The following is a 17526-nucleotide window of genomic DNA, read 5'->3' as shown; positions in this document are numbered from 1 at the left end:
TGGAAAGGATTTTTAACCTATGAAAATAAACGATTTTAAACTCGAGCGTTATTTTGCACAACATGAGTTTACGGCAAAGTATTTACTATCTAGTTCTGATTGCGACGGTTATGAATTGAATTATATACTAGAAAACGCTTCTAATGAAGAACTAAAACTTTGGGAAAATTTAAAATTAGGATATACTGAAAGTGAAGGCAATCCACTTTTACGAGAAGCTATACTCCAACATTACAATTTAAATTCTATAGAAAATGTTGTCGTGGCAACACCTGGTGAATTAAATTTCATCAGTATGAATGTTTTATTAAATGCAACAGATCATGCTATTACAGTTTCACCATGTTACCAATCGTTATCAGAAGTGGTGAAATCTATTCATTGTGAACTTTCATTTTGGAAACCTAATTCTGAAGATTGGACTTTCAACACGGAAGATTTAGAAAAACTCATTCAGAAAAACACCAAACTGATTATTCTAAATTTCCCGCATAATCCTACAGGAAGTTATTTAACCAAACATCAACTAAACGAAATAGTTGCTATTGCTAGAAAGCACGATATCTATATCTTTTCAGATGAAATGTATCATAAATTGATTCATGGTGATACTGAAGAATTACACCCCATTTGTGATCTTTACGAAAAAGGGATTAGTCTTTGGGGAACATCAAAAACTTTTGGTTTAGCTGGTTTACGAACAGGTTGGCTAGTAAGTCAAGACAAATCTTTTTTACAGAAAGTTGTAGCTTTTAAAGATTACCTAAGTATTTGTAATAGTGCGCCTAGTGAAATTTTATCCATAATGGCTTTGAATAATATCAACTCGTTTTTAGAGCCAAATCTTAAAAAAATCAATAGTAATATTACTGTTTTTAGTGAGTTTGTTGATCAGCAAGAAGTAATCACAAACTTTGTTCCGCCAAAAGCAGGCTCTACATCTTTTGTACAGCTTAATATTGATAATTCTGCTTTAGAATTTAGTAATATACTGGTAAAAGAAACTGGAATTATGACCGTTCCTTCGGAAATGTTTGAATACGAAGGTAAATACATAAGAATAGGATTTGGAAGGGCTAATTTCGCTGAAATTATAGCGGTTTTAGATCATTATTTGAAAACTAATTGATGAAATATTATATATTCACTTCTCGACTCTAATCGAAGTGACACATAAAGCCAAAACTCAAAAATAAAATTGTTAAGTAAAAATAATATAGAAAAACTTGAAGCTCAAGGGCTTCATCTCACCTGTAATCATAAAAGATGCTTCATTATTAAGAAACCAGAAATTCTAGGAAATTCAATTCCAAATTATTCTACGATTCCCGCTATAATATTGGATAATGATGGTAAAACTAAATCAGAAATTTCATCTGATTGCCCAGCTCTAATGCTCTGGTTTTTAAAAAATCAATATCAATTGGTTTGTTCAAATTGGGTTCCAGGTCCAGGACCTGGAGATTTTAGCCTTGATTTTGAAAATGAAGAAGCTGTTGTTGATTTTATTGAGTCTTATTATTTTGGAGACAATACATATTTTAAAGAACTATTAGAATACGAATTGAATAAAAGATAAAAGCACTATTGTTAAACCAAACGGAGTCAATTATTTTTTCTCCAATACATCCGATAATACCAACAAGGTATGTGTATCACCAAATGGCATTAATTGATCAATTAATTGTTGTAAGTGCAACTGGTTTTTAAGCATTGCTTTTACATGTAAGTTCTGATTTCCAGTAATTCTGTGTGCTTTTTTAATTTCTGGGATCGTTGGAATTGCATCTAAAAACGAACGAAGTTTTCCGTGAAACACTTTTACCAAAATAAACACCTCTAAATCGTAGCCCAATTGAGAATGATCAATTTCAATCGTGTATTTTTTAATTAAACCTACATCTTCCATTTTTAAAATACGTTCTCTTGCCGCAGATGCAGATAGATTAATTAAACGTCCTATTTCCGCAAAAGAAAGTCGTGCATCTTTTTCTAAAGCTTTTAAAATTTGCGCATCTATATTATCAATCATAAGTAAATCTTTAAAATTACACATCATTCAGAAGTAAATTTACAAAAACACAAATGATTACATTTTTACAACTATCCTAAAAATTAGAAATTTGTAAAAAAAGAAGATGAGCATTGTAATCTGTTTTAACAATAAAGATCCGAAACCTTGGCAAGAAACTTTACAAACTAAGTTGCCAGATACTGCTATTGAGATTTATCCAAATGTAACTGATTCAAAAGCTGTTACTTTTGCTTTGTGTTGGAAACCTGAGCCAAATAGTTTAGCACAATTTCCAAATGTAAAAGTCGTACAATCTGTCGGAGCTTCAGTAGAACACATAATTCAAAGTCAGGATTTAGCTTCAAATTGTACAGTAACAAGAATTGTAGATAATCGATTGTCTGAAGATATGTTCGAGTTTATTTTAACAGGTGTTTTATCTCATTTAAAACGTTTTGCTGAATATCAGAAAGCTCAAAAAGAAAAGCAATGGCAACAAAAACCGTATAAAACTATTCAAAATACTAGCATTGGAATTTTAGGTTTAGGGAAAATCGGAACTCATGTTGCTACAAAATTAGCGCAAGTTGGATTTACAGTAAAGGCTTGGTCGAGATCAGAAAAAACATTACAAAATGTGACTTGTTTTCATGGAAATGAAGGTTTGGCTGATGTACTAAAAAACATAGATGTTTTAATCAATATTCTACCATTAACTTCAGCAACAGAAAATATTCTAAATCTTAAACATCTTTCACAACTAAATAAAAATGGATATTTAATTAATGTTGGACGCGGAGAACATTTAGTTGAAAATGATTTACTTACGTTATTAAACAATCAACATTTATCAGGTGCTTTACTCGATGTTTTTCGAACTGAACCTTTACCTGAGAATCACCCATTTTGGGAACACAAGAATATTAACATAACACCACATATTGCTGCTATCACCAATATTGAAACAGCTTCGGATATTGTGGTTACCAATTACAAAAACTTGTTAAACGAAAAAGAACTCATTAATGTAGTTTCAATAGAAAAAGGATATTAATTATGAACAGATTCCATTTTGCATTTAAAGTTAAAGATATTCAAAGTACACATGAATTTTATCATGAAATTTTAAACTGTACTATCGGACGGCAAACCGAATATTGGATTGATTTTGATTTTTTCGGACATCAATTGTCTGCTCATATTTCTAAAAATATTCCGGAATTGGATTACTGTGGAAAAGTGGATAATGTAAAAGTTCCAATTCCTCATTTTGGTTGTATTGTAAAAGATCATGAGTTTGAATTCATTAAAAATGCATTACAATCTCACAATATTGAATTTATTATACCACCACAAACAAGATATGCAGGAACTCGTGGTGAACAGAAAACTATGTTTGTTTTAGATTTCAGTAACAATCCGATCGAATTTAAGAGTTTTAAAAACGAAGAAGAGATTTTCTAAGCCGATAGATAAAGTTTGCTTAAAAACGGTTTAGTTTTAAAGCTAAACCGTTTTTAAACAAACAATTTTATCAATTATCTATAATGCTTCAACTTCTGCTCCTATTGCAGCTTCTTGAACATTAATAAAAGGATCCCAAGTATAATAACCTACTACATCTCCAGAAAAATTATCTATTACTTGAAAAGACCAGTCATACTGAATATTACTTCCTAATGATAAGACAGAACTAGTCCAAGAAGAGCACATGTAAGCTCCTGCTGAAGGAGTTGTTGCTGAGTTCAAACTGTTATAATATGTAAGTGCTGGTGTAGACTTTAAAACAGGATCTGTAATTTGTTTATTTATTCCAGCACTTTTAAATTTATATAAAATACAACTGAAAGATTTATTCTGTTGACCTGAAATTAAACCTGTAGATGGATCTGTTATTGTCCAACGTAAAGTATCTCCAATATTTGCTTTAATTGATAACTCTGATTTTCCTTGATTATTGCAAGCATACTGCCCATCACAAATCATAAATACAAATGAATCTGAGTCACTCCAACCACCTAAACCTGTAGGATTATCAAGAGTTCCTGGCTTTAAGCCTTTTTTCATTAAACCATTAGTGTCTATTACACATAAAATATCTATTGTTGCCATAATTCGTTTTTATTAAAAATTGGTTTCCTACTCTATTTATAAAGGTTTTTCGGATTCTACCTCTGTGATAAAAATGAATGGTAGCTACTTAATCAAATATTTTAATTTCGATCACATTATAAAGTTCAGTAATTAATACGTTAACTTTTTAAAAAAAGGGATAGAAGCTAATTTTTCGTTCATTAAATACTGAAATACTATACATGAAATTTTAAAAACATTTATAAAAATCCCCTAATCAGGGGATTTTTCTCTTTCTGAAGTTTAGTATTTTTATCAAAATATAGTATTGTTTTTTCTTTTAAAAAAAACCTAATAAACACTATTCCTATTAAAACTATGAATACGAAACACCTTGCTCAGTTCAACATTATTAAACTAAAAGATGAGTTAGACTCTCCAATCATTAAAGAATTTAGAGATTTTCTTGCTCCTGTGAATTTGCTTGCTGAAGAAAGTGAAGGCTTTGTTTGGAGACTTAAAGATGAAAGTGGCGAAAATGCAACAGATATAGAAACTCCTTACGAAGACAAACTAATCTTTGTTAACATGTCTGTTTGGGAAAACTATGACTTTTTACGCGATTATACTTATAAAACTGTTCATAGTTATTTTCTTAAAAACCGAAAAAAATGGTCTAACGAAATAGAAGGACACAAAGCTGTAATGTGGTATATCGAAAAAGGTCATATTCCTACACTTACTGAAGCTAAAGAAAAATTAGATTTACTAAATAAAAACGGATCAAGCGTAGAAGCTTTTAACATGGTTAATATTTACAATCAAAATGGTGAACTATATAAAAAGTAACAAATGAAAATTGAAAGAAATTAGGCATCAAAAAAGATGAAATCGAATACTCTTATTTTCAAAAAGTGAAATCATAATTACTTTTTTGTTTGTACGTCTTTATTTTTCTACTTTTAACCATGAAAAAAGATAAAGAAATAGTTTAATCCTCCTGTTCCTTTTTATTTTTCTAAAAACCAGAACAATCATTAGTAAAAACTATGAAAAATACAGTTTTTGTATTATTAGTATTGATGCTTTATTCGTGTTCAACAAGAATTAAATCAACAATTAGTAATACGAGTTTTAATGCATTAGAAAAAACTCAAGAAATAATTATTTTAGAAAAAGGTAAACTTCCTGAAAGATCTATTTTTATTGGTGATCTTAAAATTGGTGATAGTGGATTTACTGTAGATTGTGACTATAATAAAGTAATGAACGACGCCAAAATTGCTGCTAGAAAAGCAGGTGGAAATATCATAGAAATTATAGAATTAAAAGATCCTAATTTTGGAAGTACATGTTATCGTCTTAAAGCAAAAATTTATAGAAATTTTGACGCTGAAAAACTCTCGCCTATTGTACAAGAATTCAAGGAACGTAACAAATCTCGACTTCCAATAAATGCCGATTACGCAAAAGTTTATTTTTATAGACCTTCACTTGTAATAGGTTCTCTTATTGGGTATAAAATTCGAGTAAATAAAGATTCTGTAGTTTGTAGAGTTAGAAACGGAGAAAAGTGTGAATTAACCATCACTGATTTCAGAAAACATAAATTCTGGGCTAAAATAGATACAAAAGATTCTATTGTTTTAGATGTTAAAAGAGGACAAGAATATTTTGTGAGATGCTCTGTTGGACTTGGTGTATTTGCTGGAAAACCAGAATTGAACCTTATGGAAAACCATAAAGCAATTGAGGAATTTGAAAAAATGAAAAATTAACTCGAAAAGAAAAATGAAAAATTTATTGCTATCTATACTTACTTTAGGACAAAAAAGTAGTCAGAAAATTATTGATATTACAAACTTACAATCTACTGAGGGATTTATTGACATTCCACTTTCAATTACTGATCGTCAAGAGGCGAATACTTATTTTGAATACACAGTTAGTGCAATTTTAAATAAAGAAAAAATTGGAATTACAATTCGTTTAAAAAAAGATATTCCTCCTGGTTTTGTGAATGGTGAACCTAAAAATATGTTTTTAAAAGAAGGAATTCAGTTTGTTTCTAAAGGAAAAGAAAGCGATGCTTTATTACAGTTTTTGTCTGACAAATATGAACTGAACAATACAAACCTTGTTTTAAAAGACACACAAACATTTACCTGTGCCAATCTAAATCAAGAACCTCCGAATTATCATGACAATAAAAGTAGATTTAAAATTTTCTTAGAAAATGAAGAAGATCATGCTGAGCTTTTTGTGAATTTTGACTTTGCTAAAAACAGAGTTTACTTCAATGAAAAGGATTTTGATTATCGTGAACCTCTTATCAAATTATTGAAAAAGTAACGTTGTAAATGACGAAGCAAATAGGAGATATTTTAATTTTTGAAGGTGAAACATATCACATCAAAGATTATATACTAGAGAGTTTTTTTAAAGGAAATCCGAAATTAAAGAAATTCCACTCTTCAAATACTGCTTTAACAAGAGGTTATGTTGGTAATTTTTCTGTGGAAAATGAAAAACTAAAAGTTACTGATATTCGAATCTTTGATGGAAACACAGTTAATTTAAAACTGAAATCGATTTTTAAAAATGTTTTTAAAGGTAAAACTGATTGCGACTGGTTTTCTGGTTTTATCAGAATAGATAATTACAATGAATATCAAAGTAAAAAAGAAGATCAAAAATACACTCTTTTAGAATTTCACAAAGGAAATTATATTGGTAAACGAAGTTTTAATTATCTAGATTTTCAAAGTTTTAAAGCACTACAATTCAAACAATTTAAAACAACTGAAGAATACAAAAAATTAAAGGAAAACATCACAAAAACCTTAGGCAGTGAATATCAAGCAGACACTTTAATTCTCAAAAATATTCTAAAGTTCATTTAAAAAAGCTTCTACACTTTTACTCTTCCATTTTCATAGATAGTTCGAACCAGCGCTCTTCTTTGGTTTCTAAATCTTCTATGATTTGTTGAAGTTCTACAGATTTATCGTTAATATCTTCTGAAGCTATCTCTCCATTAGCAAATTGTGCTTCGATTTGCTCTTTTTTCTTTTGCAGTTTTTCAATATCAATCTCTAAAACACCGAACTCACGCTTCTCATTATAACTTAATTTTCCTTTTTGAGGCGTTTTTTCGCGTTTTACAGCTTCTTTCTTTTCTGTTTTAGGTTCTGGGGTCTTAGAATCTTCATAAGCTCTAAAATCAGAGTAATTCCCAGGGAAATTCTCCACTACTCCATTTCCTCTAAAAACAAATAGAGAATCTACAATTTTATCCATAAAATAGCGGTCGTGAGAAACTACCATTAAATTTCCAGGATAATCTAATAAGAAGTTTTCTAAAACATTTAGTGTTACCACATCTAAATCGTTTGTTGGCTCATCGAGAATTAAGAAATTCGGATTCTGAATTAATACCGCACACAAATACAAACGCTTCTGCTCTCCTCCACTTAACTTTTCTACAAAATCGTATTGCTTTTTTCTGTCGAATAAAAATCGTTCTAGTAATTGTGCAGCAGAAATTCTTCTTCCTTTCGTTAACGGAATTTCTTCACCGAACTCTTTAATCACTTCAATGACCTTCTGCCCTTCTTTAATATTGATTCCTTTTTGGGTGTAATATCCAAACTTTACCGTTTCTCCAACTACAATTTTTCCGCCGTCTAATGGTAATTGTTTCGTTAAGATATTTAAGAACGATGATTTTCCTGTTCCGTTTTTTCCAATGATTCCAATACGCTCTCCTTTTTTAAACACATACTCAAAACCATCTAGAATTACTTTTTCATCAAAAGATTTTTTCAGTTTATGTAATTCTACAATCTTGCTCCCCAAACGTTCCATATTAATTTCTAACTGAACTTCGTGTTCTTTTCTACGCTGGTGTGCTTTTTGCTTAATTTCGAAAAAATCATCAATTCGAGATTTAGATTTTGTCGTTCTTGCTTTTGGTTGACGACGCATCCAATCTAATTCTTTCTTATATAAACTTTTTGCTTTACTAAGATTTGTCGCTTCTAAAGCTTTTCGTTCTTCTTTATTCTGAAGATAATACGAATAGTTTCCTTTGTATTTATAAAGCTGTCCGTTATCTAATTCAATAATCTCATTACACACACGCTCTAAAAAATAGCGATCGTGTGTTACCATGAATAAGGTAATTTTTTCTCTAGAAAAGAATGCTTCTAACCATTCAATCATTTCTAAATCTAAATGGTTGGTTGGCTCATCTAAGATTAATAAATCTGGTTTATTAATTAAGATAATTGCTAAAGCTAAACGTTTACGTTGTCCTCCAGAAAGTGAACCTACTTTTTGTTGTAGATTATCTAACTTTAGTTTCGATAAAATTTGCTTGTATTGTGTTTCAAAATCCCATGCATTGTGTTGATCCATTAAATCGAATGCTTTTTGATAAGCTTCGGCATCATCTGGATTTTGTAAAGCTGCTTCGTATTGCTGAATAATTGGAAGAATTTTATTTTCTGTAGCGAAAATTGTTTCTTCTATTGTTTGATTTGCATCAAAATTATGTTCCTGAGATAAATACGCAATATGAATTCCTTTTCTACTGATAACCTGACCTGAATCTGGCGTATCTTTTCCTGCAACAATATTTAAAATTGATGTTTTACCACTTCCATTTTTAGCTACAAAAGCTATTTTCTGATCTTTATTAATTCCAAAAGATAAATCTTCAAACAAAACGCGCTCTCCATAAGCTTTGGAAATATTTTCTACAGTAAGGTAATTCATGAATTTCTAAATAAAAGACAAATGTAATGATTTCAATAGCGATAAAAACAAAGAGACCGTTTTAAAAAACGGTCTCTTCTTCATTCAAAAATAGTACAATTATCTAATAACAAAACGTTTCTTCGTTTGTGTATATTCATTTGTTAAATTCAAAATGTAAACTCCAGGAGTTAATGTATTCGTATCTATGATACGATTGTTTAAGTTTCCTTTCTTTACAGTTTGACCTAGCATATTAATTACTGCATAGTTAGTAGTTGATAAATCTGAATTATCTGAAGATAATATTTCTAATACATTTCCTTTAGCTACTGGATTTGGTGCTAATGTTAATGTTGCTAATGTATTTTCATCTTGATCTCCTAACACATCGATTCTTGCTCCAAATTCTACAACTGTTCTAGATGAAGAACAAGAAGTTTCATAAATTTTCACATTAGAGAATGTAGAATTATTTCCAGAACCAGCATCGTTGTCGTTAATAAATACTAAACGATCCATGTTTCCTGTATATGAATCTCCAACAGGAATTACATATGTTTTAGTTCCACCAGCATAATTATCGTAATTCGTTACACCATAGTTTTGTGTTCCATGAACTTTAAAATATCTACTTGATGTTAATGAATTATCATTTTCAAAACCAACTCCATGAATTTCTCCTTGAGAAGTACTGCTGAAATCAAATTCGATAACAGTATTTGGAGTTACCGTATAGTTTAATGCGATATACTTCCAAGTATTGTTTGTTAATGTTAATGAATTTCCACCTGAACCTACAGATGCATTTCCAGCAGAATCTTGATTAGAGAAAGAAGATAATGTGTAATCATTAAAGTTTAATGTATCACAACCAGGATCTGGATTAGAACCACCAGAAGTAATATTTACAGTATAATCTTCTACCTCTCCATAAGTAAATGTTTCACAAGAAGTTGGTACGCCGTTATATTTCATAGAAACACGCATCCTTGTTGCTCCTTCAGCAGCACCAGCAGGAACAGTGAAGCTTCCTGTTACAGGAGTATTTCTAGTTGCTGATTGAGTCCAAACAGTTTCTCCACTATCAGCAAAATCACCATCTTGATTATAATCGATAAACACTGCATATCCTTCAGCGTAAACAGTTCCAGTCCAAGTTGGCGTAATTGTAATTGAAGCAGAAGAAGATTTACTTAAGTTAGTCGAAATTGAAGTAAAATCAGAATATCCATTTCCACTTCCAGAAGCGTTATTAATACTTCCTAAAGTTACATTTCCAATATATTCATCATTAACATTATTTCCTTGAGAAGAACAATAGTTAATTTGAACTGCTGTAGTTGTAAAGTTAACAGAAGTACTATAAGAAGAATTTCCTGAAGAACATTTACTACGTACTTGAACTTCATATTGTGTTGAAGCTGATAAACCAGAAATTGCTGCAGAGTTTGCTGAAACAGTAACTACTGTCCAAGAAGAAGTTCCTGTTGCACGATATCTTACATCGTAAGTAGCACCTGTAACTTCATTCCAATTTACTGTTGCCCCTGAAGAAGAAATTCCAGAAACTGAAACTCCAGTTGGTGTTGTTGCATTACAAGCAACTGGTGTAAATTTATCAGATAAAGCTAAACTTCTTCTAGATCCTCCCGCTTCTAGAACTGCTCTCATTCTGTTTTTTTGTCCTGATGTAAATAAGTTCATACATCCATCATCTGAATAATCCATATAGTTTTCTACCATATCTTCAGAACCACAAGAAGTATTACCAGTAGCACAACCATAGTTTGCTCCACCAGCATTTGGTGTATCAGAAACAAAATCATCTACACTACAACCCCCGTCACCCCAAATGTGACGTAAGTTTAAAAAGTGTCCAACTTCATGTGTTGTTGTTCTACCTTTATCAAAAGGAGCAGATAAATAAAATCCAGAACCTTTATCTGAACTACCAAAATATTGTGGGCTCATTACAACTCCATCGGTAGAAGCACTACCTCCTGGAAATTGTGCATATCCTAAAATTCCTCCACCAATATTACATACCCACATGTTTAAATACTCTGAAGTATCCCATGGACTAACACCTCCTTGAGCAGACGATTTCATTGCATCGTTTGTTCCCCAAGAAGTTCTTGTTGATGATTTTCTAGTAATACCGTTTGTTGGATTTCCGTTAGGATCGATAGCAGCTAATTGGAATTCTATTTGTGTGTCTGCTGCTTGAGACCACTTGTTTGTAGCATCTGAATTTGTTCTTCTAAAATCTTCGTTTAGTACATCTATTTGTGATTGAATTTGAGCATCACTAATATTTTCTTGTGAATTACTATAAATAATGTGTACTACAACAGGAATTGTGATAATATCACCGTCTATTCTTCCTTGTAATCCTGAAAGCTGACGCAACTTGTTTTGTGTGAAGTTTTCAATTTGTTGCATTCTTTGCTTTAGTTGGGGGTCATTTGATTGTCTGAATTCTAGGTTGTCCATAGAATGACAATTCCTTCTTTGTTGCGAAAACATTATTCCAGCAACAAGCAGAAACAAAAAAGTAATTTTTTTCATTGTTTTTTAAAGGGTTTAATGGTTTATACTAGATAATTAAGTTGAGTGGAGATGTGGGAGGTAACTCAATTATCTAATTTTTTGCGGAGCTAAAATAGCAAAAACCAAAGCAAAACCAAACAAAATGTTAATTTTTTGTTTAATTCTCAACAATAGAGTTAAAATAATAATCAATCAATTAAAAGAATGTTTGTATAAAAAACTAAGCCCAAGCTTACGCTTGGGCTTAGTTAACAATATAGGGGATTATCCATGTTTTATTCTTTTACCACTTTGGTAATAAATGATTTTTGACCATCATTAATTTCTAAAACATAAATGCCTTGATTCAATTTAGATACATTTATTTGACTTGTTTCATTTAAACTTCCTGATTTAACAACCTGACCGATTGTATTTACAATCTTATAAGAAGCTAAACTCATTGATTTATTATTTGTTGAAATTTGTAAGAAATCACGAACTGGATTCGGATATGCTTTTAATGTTAAAGCTGGCTCGTTACCTAATTCTTGTGCTGCTATTACATTACCATCTATTCTTGTAGTAGCTCCACTAGCAACAATATTAATTGTATAGTCTTCCACTTCTCCATCAGCAAAAGTTTCACAAGCTGTTTGAGCAGCATCATATTTCATAGAAACACGCATTCTTGTTTGTCCTAAAACTGCACTTGCAGGAACAGTAACTGTAGCTGATAAATTATCTGCGCTTGACGAAGATCCTGAAACCACTTTTTCACTATCTTCAAATGTTCCGTTTCTGTTGAAATCAATCCAAACTGCCCAGAATTCTGTGTAAGCTGTTCCACTAAATCCAGCACTAACAACCATGTTATTTGTACTACCTTGTGCTAAAGTTCCAACCTGAGCTGTAAAATCTGAATACCCACTTCCTGCAGCAGTTGCATTAGCAATTCCACCTAACTCAACATTATCAATCCATTCGAATTGAGTTCTATTACTACTAGAAGAACAATAAGAAACTGGAGCTGGAGTATTATCTACAGTTGTAAATGATACAGAACCAGCAGCAGACAAGTTTCCTGCAGCATCTTTTGCTCTTACTGAAATTGTATAAGATGTTCCTGCATTTAAACCTGTTAAATTAGCAGAAGTACCTGTAACAGTTCCTAAACTAGAAGAACCTTGAAATATTTCGTAATTAGTTACGGCAACATTATCTGTAGAAGCAGACCAACTTACAGTAGCAGTTGTTTCTGTAATACTAGAAACCTGAACATTTGATGGTGTAGAAGGCGATTGCGTATCTGCTGTTGAACCTCCACCAGTAGTTACCGATAAATTATCTACAGCGATATCACTAGACCAACCATTACCAGTTGTACCAACTATTCTTAGTTTAACTTTTCCTCCTAAGTATGCACTTAAGTTTACAGAAACTGAATTCCACTGGTTTCCTTTATTACCTGAATCAGACCATATATCTGTCCAAGTAGAAGATCCACTTTTTAATGCTTGAACTTTTAATGAACCTACATTAGTACCATACATATGGTTTTCAAAAGAGAACGTTGCTGCAGATTTTCCTGCTAAATCAAAACATCCACTTTCTAAAATAGCTGTTGCATTAGATCCTATTTGACCAGCACTACTATTAGAAGAAGCCTCTAAAAATAAGTAACTTGAACCTTGTGCAGCAGATATTGGACCTGTATTATTAGAAGGTGTACTTCCTGTAGTTCTTACCCAGTTACCATCATCTCCAGTAGCTTGTGTCCATCCATCACCAGATTCAAAACTTTCACTATATGGAAAAGAAGAAATTGTTGAAGAACAAGTATCACCTGTTGGAGGATTTGTTGTTCCTCCATTAGTTTTATCTGATAAAGCTAATGTACGTCTTGCACCACCAGCTTGTAAATATGTATGCATTCTGTCTCTTTGACCTGCAGTAAATAAATTCATACAAGAATCATCAGAGTAATCCATGTAATTTTGAATCATATCTTCTGAACCACAAGAAGTATGACCTGTAACACATCCATAGTTTGGAGCATCAGACTCTGGAGTATCAGAAACGAAATCATCAACACCACAAGCACCGTCTCCCCAAATGTGACGTAGCCCAAAATAGTGACCAACTTCGTGAGTAGTAGTTCTACCTCCATCAAATGGAGCCTGAGCTGTTCCTGTTGTTCCAAAATATTGATCTGCCATTACAACACCATCAGTTGAAGCATCCGTATCCCAAGGAAATTGAGCAAAACCTAAAATTGTTGCTGTACCAGTATTTGTATTTCTTATTAAATTATCTACAATCCACATGTTTAAATACTCAGAAGTATTCCATGGATCTACTCCACCATCTGCAGATCTTTTAAGTTCGTCTCCTTCACCTAAAGTTAAGTTCCATGTAGATTTAGTTACTTGTTTTCTAGTAATACCTGTTGTTGGATTTCCATTAGGATCTACCTCAGCTAAGTAAAATTCTATTTTAGTATCAGCAGCTTGAGACCACTTATTTGTTCTGTCTGCATTTGTTCTACGGAAATCTGCATTTAAAACATCTAACTGTGACTGAATCTGAGCATTACTAATATTATTTGAATTATTTGTATATAATACGTGAACTACTACCGGAATTTGATATACATCTCCAACAATTCTTCCTTGAAGATTTTTCATCATCGCAACTCTTTGTTGCGTAAACGATTCCATCTCTAGCATTTTTCTTTCTAAACTAGGATTATTCTTCATTTTTTCTTCGAAAAGATCTGAAGCACTACAATTTCGCTTAACAGGTGTTTGAGAGTAAATGGTAGTAGAAGCCAAGAGCATTCCTACCAAAATTAAAGTAATTTTGTTTTTCATCTAAAGGGTTTTAATGGTTTTAAAATTTTCGTAAAAAAAAATGTGGGTTATTGTTGATTTTGAAAACTTACAACTACTTTTTACGAAAACGGAGGCCGAAAATATATTTTCGATAGAATAAAAACAAACATTTATTAAAAAAGTTAAGAAATCAACACTAATTATTAATATATGTTAACAAAAAGTTATTTCAAAATTGAAAACCCAAGCTAAGCTTGGGTTTTAACTAAATAATTAAAAAAGGGGATTATCTTTTAACTATTCTGGTTTGAAATTTTTTCTGGCCATCGTAAAATTCTAATATATAAACACCTAAACTTAAATCTGAAACGTCTATTTTTAAGCTATTCATCTTTTCTTTTCGAATTACTTGACCAGTAGCATTTATAATATTGTATGAAACAATCTCTTGCTCTTGTTTTTCATCTACAATAACATTAACATGATTAACAGTTGGGTTAGGGTATGTTGTTATTTTTAGTTCTTCCACTTCACCTATTTCAGATGCTCCTGTGATATCTGCTTCTTCGATATTTGCTTCATTAGAGTCGATAATATTAATTGTATAATCTTCAACCTCTCCTTCTGTAAAAAACTCACAAGCCGATTGCATCGTTTTGTATTTCATAGATACACGCATTCTAGTTTTACCAAGTAAAGCTGATGAAGGAATATACACCATATCAAATAAATTTTCTCCACTTGAAGAAGAACCACAAACGACTTTTTCATCATCATCAAATGAACCGTCTTGATTGAAATCAATCCAAATTGACCAAAATTCTGTATAACTAAAGTTCAAAAAACCTGCACTAACTACAATCGGAGTCACTTCTCCCCTAATTAAATCGGTTTCTAATGAAGTATAATCTGCATAACCATTATTAGAGTTAGAATAATTAGATATTGATCCTATTTCTACTTTATCTATCCATTCGTAAGTTGATTTTTTTCCTCTAGAATCACAGTAACTTATTTCTTCTTTTAAAGTTGAAACCAAAATTTCTGAAGATTCTGATGTATTCCCTGAACAATCTCTTGTTTTAATAGAGAATTTATAATCTGTCGCAGGCTCTAAACCATCTACTAAAATCAATGGGTGCTCTACCATTTTAAGATATTCATTATTCAAGTAAACTTCATATCCCTTTACTTCCACGTCGTCGCTAGCTTTATCCCAACTTAAAGTTACCTCTTTTGGTTTTACTTCTAATGCTATAATATTTTCAGGAGTAGAAGGCGCATTTGTGTCATGATGTGCTCCATGGATATTCAAAGTATAATCTTCAACTTCTCCATAATCAAAAACTTCACAATTTTCTGGAGTTCCATTATACTTCATAACTACTCTCATTCTTGTTTCTCCCATTGAAGCCGATTCAGGAACAACAAAACTTCCATTAATTAAAGGTTTTGATGTTTTACCTACAGTAAAAACCTTTTCTCCTTGATCATTAAAGTCTCCATCTTGATTGTAATCTACAAAAACAGCATAACCGCACTCGTAATTAACTTCAGTTAACCATTCTGGTGTTAATTCGATATACACTTCATGAGTCTTAAGAACCTTAGCATAATTTGAAGTAAAGTCGGAATAACCAGTTCCACCCTCAGAACTATTATTTATGTTTCCAATTACGACTTTTGCTAAATAGAGTTCATTAGTAGTTTCTGCTTTAGATACACAATACTTGTCTTTAGTATCTGTTACAAATTTCACTGATTCACTAAAAGATGATTCATTGGTTGCACAGGTACTTTTTACTTGTACTTCATATTCAGAGTTATCTTTTAAATCTCTTAATAAAATCGATGTTTGTAATGCAAAAGTTTCATTCCATTTTTCTGATCCTATTAAACGATATCTTACTATATAAGATGCTCTTTTAACTTCATCCCAAGAAACAAGAACCTCAGTAGACTTTAATTCTGAAACAATTACATTTTTAGGGGTAAATAAATCAGTTGTTATTGTATCAAATTTATTAGATGTAGCTAAACCATGCCTAAATCCTCCTTCCATTAAAACAGCATGCATTCTAGCTCTTTGTCCAGATGTGAAAATACTCATACAAGTATCATCTGAATAATCCATAAAATTTTCTACCATATCTTCTGATCCACAAGATGCAGTTCCTACTTGACAACCATAGTTAGGGCCGTTAGATTCTGGTGTATCATCGACTAAATCATCTGATCCACAACTTTTACTATTACCCCAAACATGACGTAGATTAAAGAAATGTCCTATTTCATGTGTGGCAGTTCTACCTTTATCAAAAGGTGGATTTAAATAAAAGCCATCTCCTTTGTCTGAAGATCCGAAGTACTTAGGACTAATTACAACACCATCTGTGCTTGCTTTACCACCTGGGTATTGTGCATATCCTAATATTCCGTTTGAGATGTTACAAACCCATATATTTAAATACTCAACTGTATTCCATGGGTCTACTCCACCAGATTCAGAATTTTTCATGAGATCTTGATAACTCCAAGATGTTTTTGAACTTGATTTTCTAGTAATTCCTTTAGTAGAATTACCATTTGGATCTACCGAAGCTAACTGAAATCTTATGCCTGTATCTGCAGCTTGAGGCCATTTATCAGTTAAATAAGGATTGGTTTTTCCAAAATCTTCATTCAATACATCTATTTGAGATTGAACTTGATCGTCACTAATATTCTCTAATTCATTATTGTAGATAATGTGTACTACGACTGGAATAGTGATAGGTTCGTCTGATTGTTTATTCTGAAACCTTTCCATTCGCTGTATTCTCATTTGAGTTTGATACTCAATCAGATCCATTTTGTTCTGGATCTCGGGGGTCTTTTGTTTTCTGTACTCTAGACTTTCGTCTGAATAACAGGCTCTTCTTTCCTGCGAAATGCTTGTTATAGAAAGAAGAATCGTCAGTAGTAATAAGAACGTATTCTTCATGTCCTCTCGTGTTAAGGGGGGTTACACAATTGATTAGAAATCTAATCCTCTTGAGGAAGGGGGATACCAATAAAGATACTCATAGGTTAGTTAGAGTTTCATTATAAATATAGCAAAAAGTTACGTTGAAAACTATTATTTATTGAAAAACAGGGGTTTATCCTGTTTATTGTTAAATATGAGTCGTCCTAAAATAGGTTGACAGTTTTAAAAAGTATTATTTAAACCAGAGAAGCTAGCTTCTCTGGTTTTTTGTTGTGTATAAAATTAGGAGTTTTCATATTCAAACTCAAATGTGGTCTCAAATTATTATAAACATGTATTGATTGTTC

General features: G+C 31.6%; 14 protein-coding genes. 8 read left to right on the top strand and 6 right to left on the bottom strand.

What is annotated here, in order from left to right:
* Positions 1–19 precede the first annotated feature (19 nt).
* Both Q1A46_RS06900 and Q1A46_RS06895 read left to right on the top strand, forming a co-directional pair.
* The gene (locus Q1A46_RS06900) at positions 20–1129 is read left to right on the top strand and encodes an aminotransferase class I/II-fold pyridoxal phosphate-dependent enzyme (protein WP_299675776.1); all 1110 of its coding nucleotides are present in this window, start codon (positions 20–22) and stop codon (positions 1127–1129) included.
* Positions 1130–1198: 69 nt separating this feature from the next.
* Entirely contained in the window at positions 1199–1579 is a 381-nt protein-coding gene (locus Q1A46_RS06895; RefSeq protein WP_299675773.1) for a hypothetical protein, read from the top strand.
* A gap of 30 nt (positions 1580–1609) precedes the next feature.
* Here the strand turns inward: Q1A46_RS06895 and Q1A46_RS06890 are convergent, their stop codons facing one another.
* The gene (locus Q1A46_RS06890) at positions 1610–2032 is read right to left on the bottom strand and encodes an Lrp/AsnC family transcriptional regulator (RefSeq protein WP_299675771.1); all 423 of its coding nucleotides are present in this window, start codon (positions 2030–2032) and stop codon (positions 1610–1612) included.
* Positions 2033–2138: 106 nt separating this feature from the next.
* Here Q1A46_RS06890 and Q1A46_RS06885 point away from each other — a divergent pair, with 106 nt between their 5' ends.
* Both Q1A46_RS06885 and Q1A46_RS06880 read left to right on the top strand, forming a co-directional pair.
* Entirely contained in the window at positions 2139–3068 is a 930-nt protein-coding gene (locus tag Q1A46_RS06885; protein WP_299675769.1) for a glyoxylate/hydroxypyruvate reductase A, read from the top strand.
* Between the two features lie 2 nt (positions 3069–3070).
* On the top strand, positions 3071–3478 hold the full coding sequence (locus Q1A46_RS06880; protein WP_299675767.1) for a VOC family protein: 408 nt from the start codon (positions 3071–3073) through the stop codon (positions 3476–3478).
* Positions 3479–3556: 78 nt separating this feature from the next.
* Here Q1A46_RS06880 and Q1A46_RS06875 read toward each other — a convergent pair whose 3' ends face one another.
* Positions 3557–4126 carry an AidA/PixA family protein gene (locus Q1A46_RS06875; protein ID WP_299675765.1) on the bottom strand — a complete coding sequence of 190 codons (570 nt, stop codon included), beginning with the start codon at positions 4124–4126 and terminating at the stop codon, positions 3557–3559.
* Positions 4127–4465: 339 nt separating this feature from the next.
* Between Q1A46_RS06875 and Q1A46_RS06870 the strand changes: the two genes are divergently transcribed.
* The 4 genes from Q1A46_RS06870 (at position 4466) to Q1A46_RS06855 (ending at position 6990) form a co-directional block, all read left to right on the top strand.
* On the top strand, positions 4466–4936 hold the full coding sequence (locus Q1A46_RS06870; protein WP_299675763.1) for a DUF3291 domain-containing protein: 471 nt from the start codon (positions 4466–4468) through the stop codon (positions 4934–4936).
* 200 nt (positions 4937–5136) lie between these two features.
* Positions 5137–5865 (top strand): hypothetical protein, encoded by a 729-nt coding sequence (locus tag Q1A46_RS06865; RefSeq protein WP_299675761.1) that lies wholly within the window; start codon positions 5137–5139, stop codon positions 5863–5865.
* A gap of 13 nt (positions 5866–5878) precedes the next feature.
* Positions 5879–6439 (top strand): hypothetical protein, encoded by a 561-nt coding sequence (locus Q1A46_RS06860; protein ID WP_299675758.1) that lies wholly within the window; start codon positions 5879–5881, stop codon positions 6437–6439.
* 8 nt (positions 6440–6447) lie between these two features.
* Complete coding sequence (locus Q1A46_RS06855; protein WP_299675755.1) at positions 6448–6990, top strand: hypothetical protein; 543 nt, start codon at positions 6448–6450, stop codon at positions 6988–6990.
* A gap of 16 nt (positions 6991–7006) precedes the next feature.
* On the opposite strand, the gene Q1A46_RS06850 is transcribed toward Q1A46_RS06855, so the two are convergent.
* The 4 genes from Q1A46_RS06850 to Q1A46_RS06835 form a co-directional block, all read right to left on the bottom strand.
* A complete protein-coding gene (locus Q1A46_RS06850; protein WP_299675751.1) occupies positions 7007–8866 on the bottom strand; it encodes an ABC-F family ATP-binding cassette domain-containing protein in 1860 nt (619 codons plus the stop codon).
* A gap of 99 nt (positions 8867–8965) precedes the next feature.
* Positions 8966–11416 carry a GEVED domain-containing protein gene (locus Q1A46_RS06845; protein WP_299675748.1) on the bottom strand — a complete coding sequence of 817 codons (2451 nt, stop codon included), beginning with the start codon at positions 11414–11416 and terminating at the stop codon, positions 8966–8968.
* A gap of 257 nt (positions 11417–11673) precedes the next feature.
* On the bottom strand, positions 11674–14250 hold the full coding sequence (locus tag Q1A46_RS06840; protein ID WP_299675745.1) for a GEVED domain-containing protein: 2577 nt from the start codon (positions 14248–14250) through the stop codon (positions 11674–11676).
* Between the two features lie 247 nt (positions 14251–14497).
* Positions 14498–17020, bottom strand: coding sequence for a GEVED domain-containing protein (locus Q1A46_RS06835; protein WP_299675742.1), 2523 nt, complete (start codon positions 17018–17020; stop codon positions 14498–14500).
* Positions 17021–17526: the final 506 nt, after the last annotated feature.

Origin of the sequence: uncultured Tenacibaculum sp., assembly GCF_947502995.1 — a bacterium.
Lineage (GTDB): Bacteria > Bacteroidota > Bacteroidia > Flavobacteriales > Flavobacteriaceae > Polaribacter.
The sequence above is the reverse complement of the archived record's forward strand: the minus strand, read 5'-3'. Positions and strand labels throughout refer to the sequence as shown.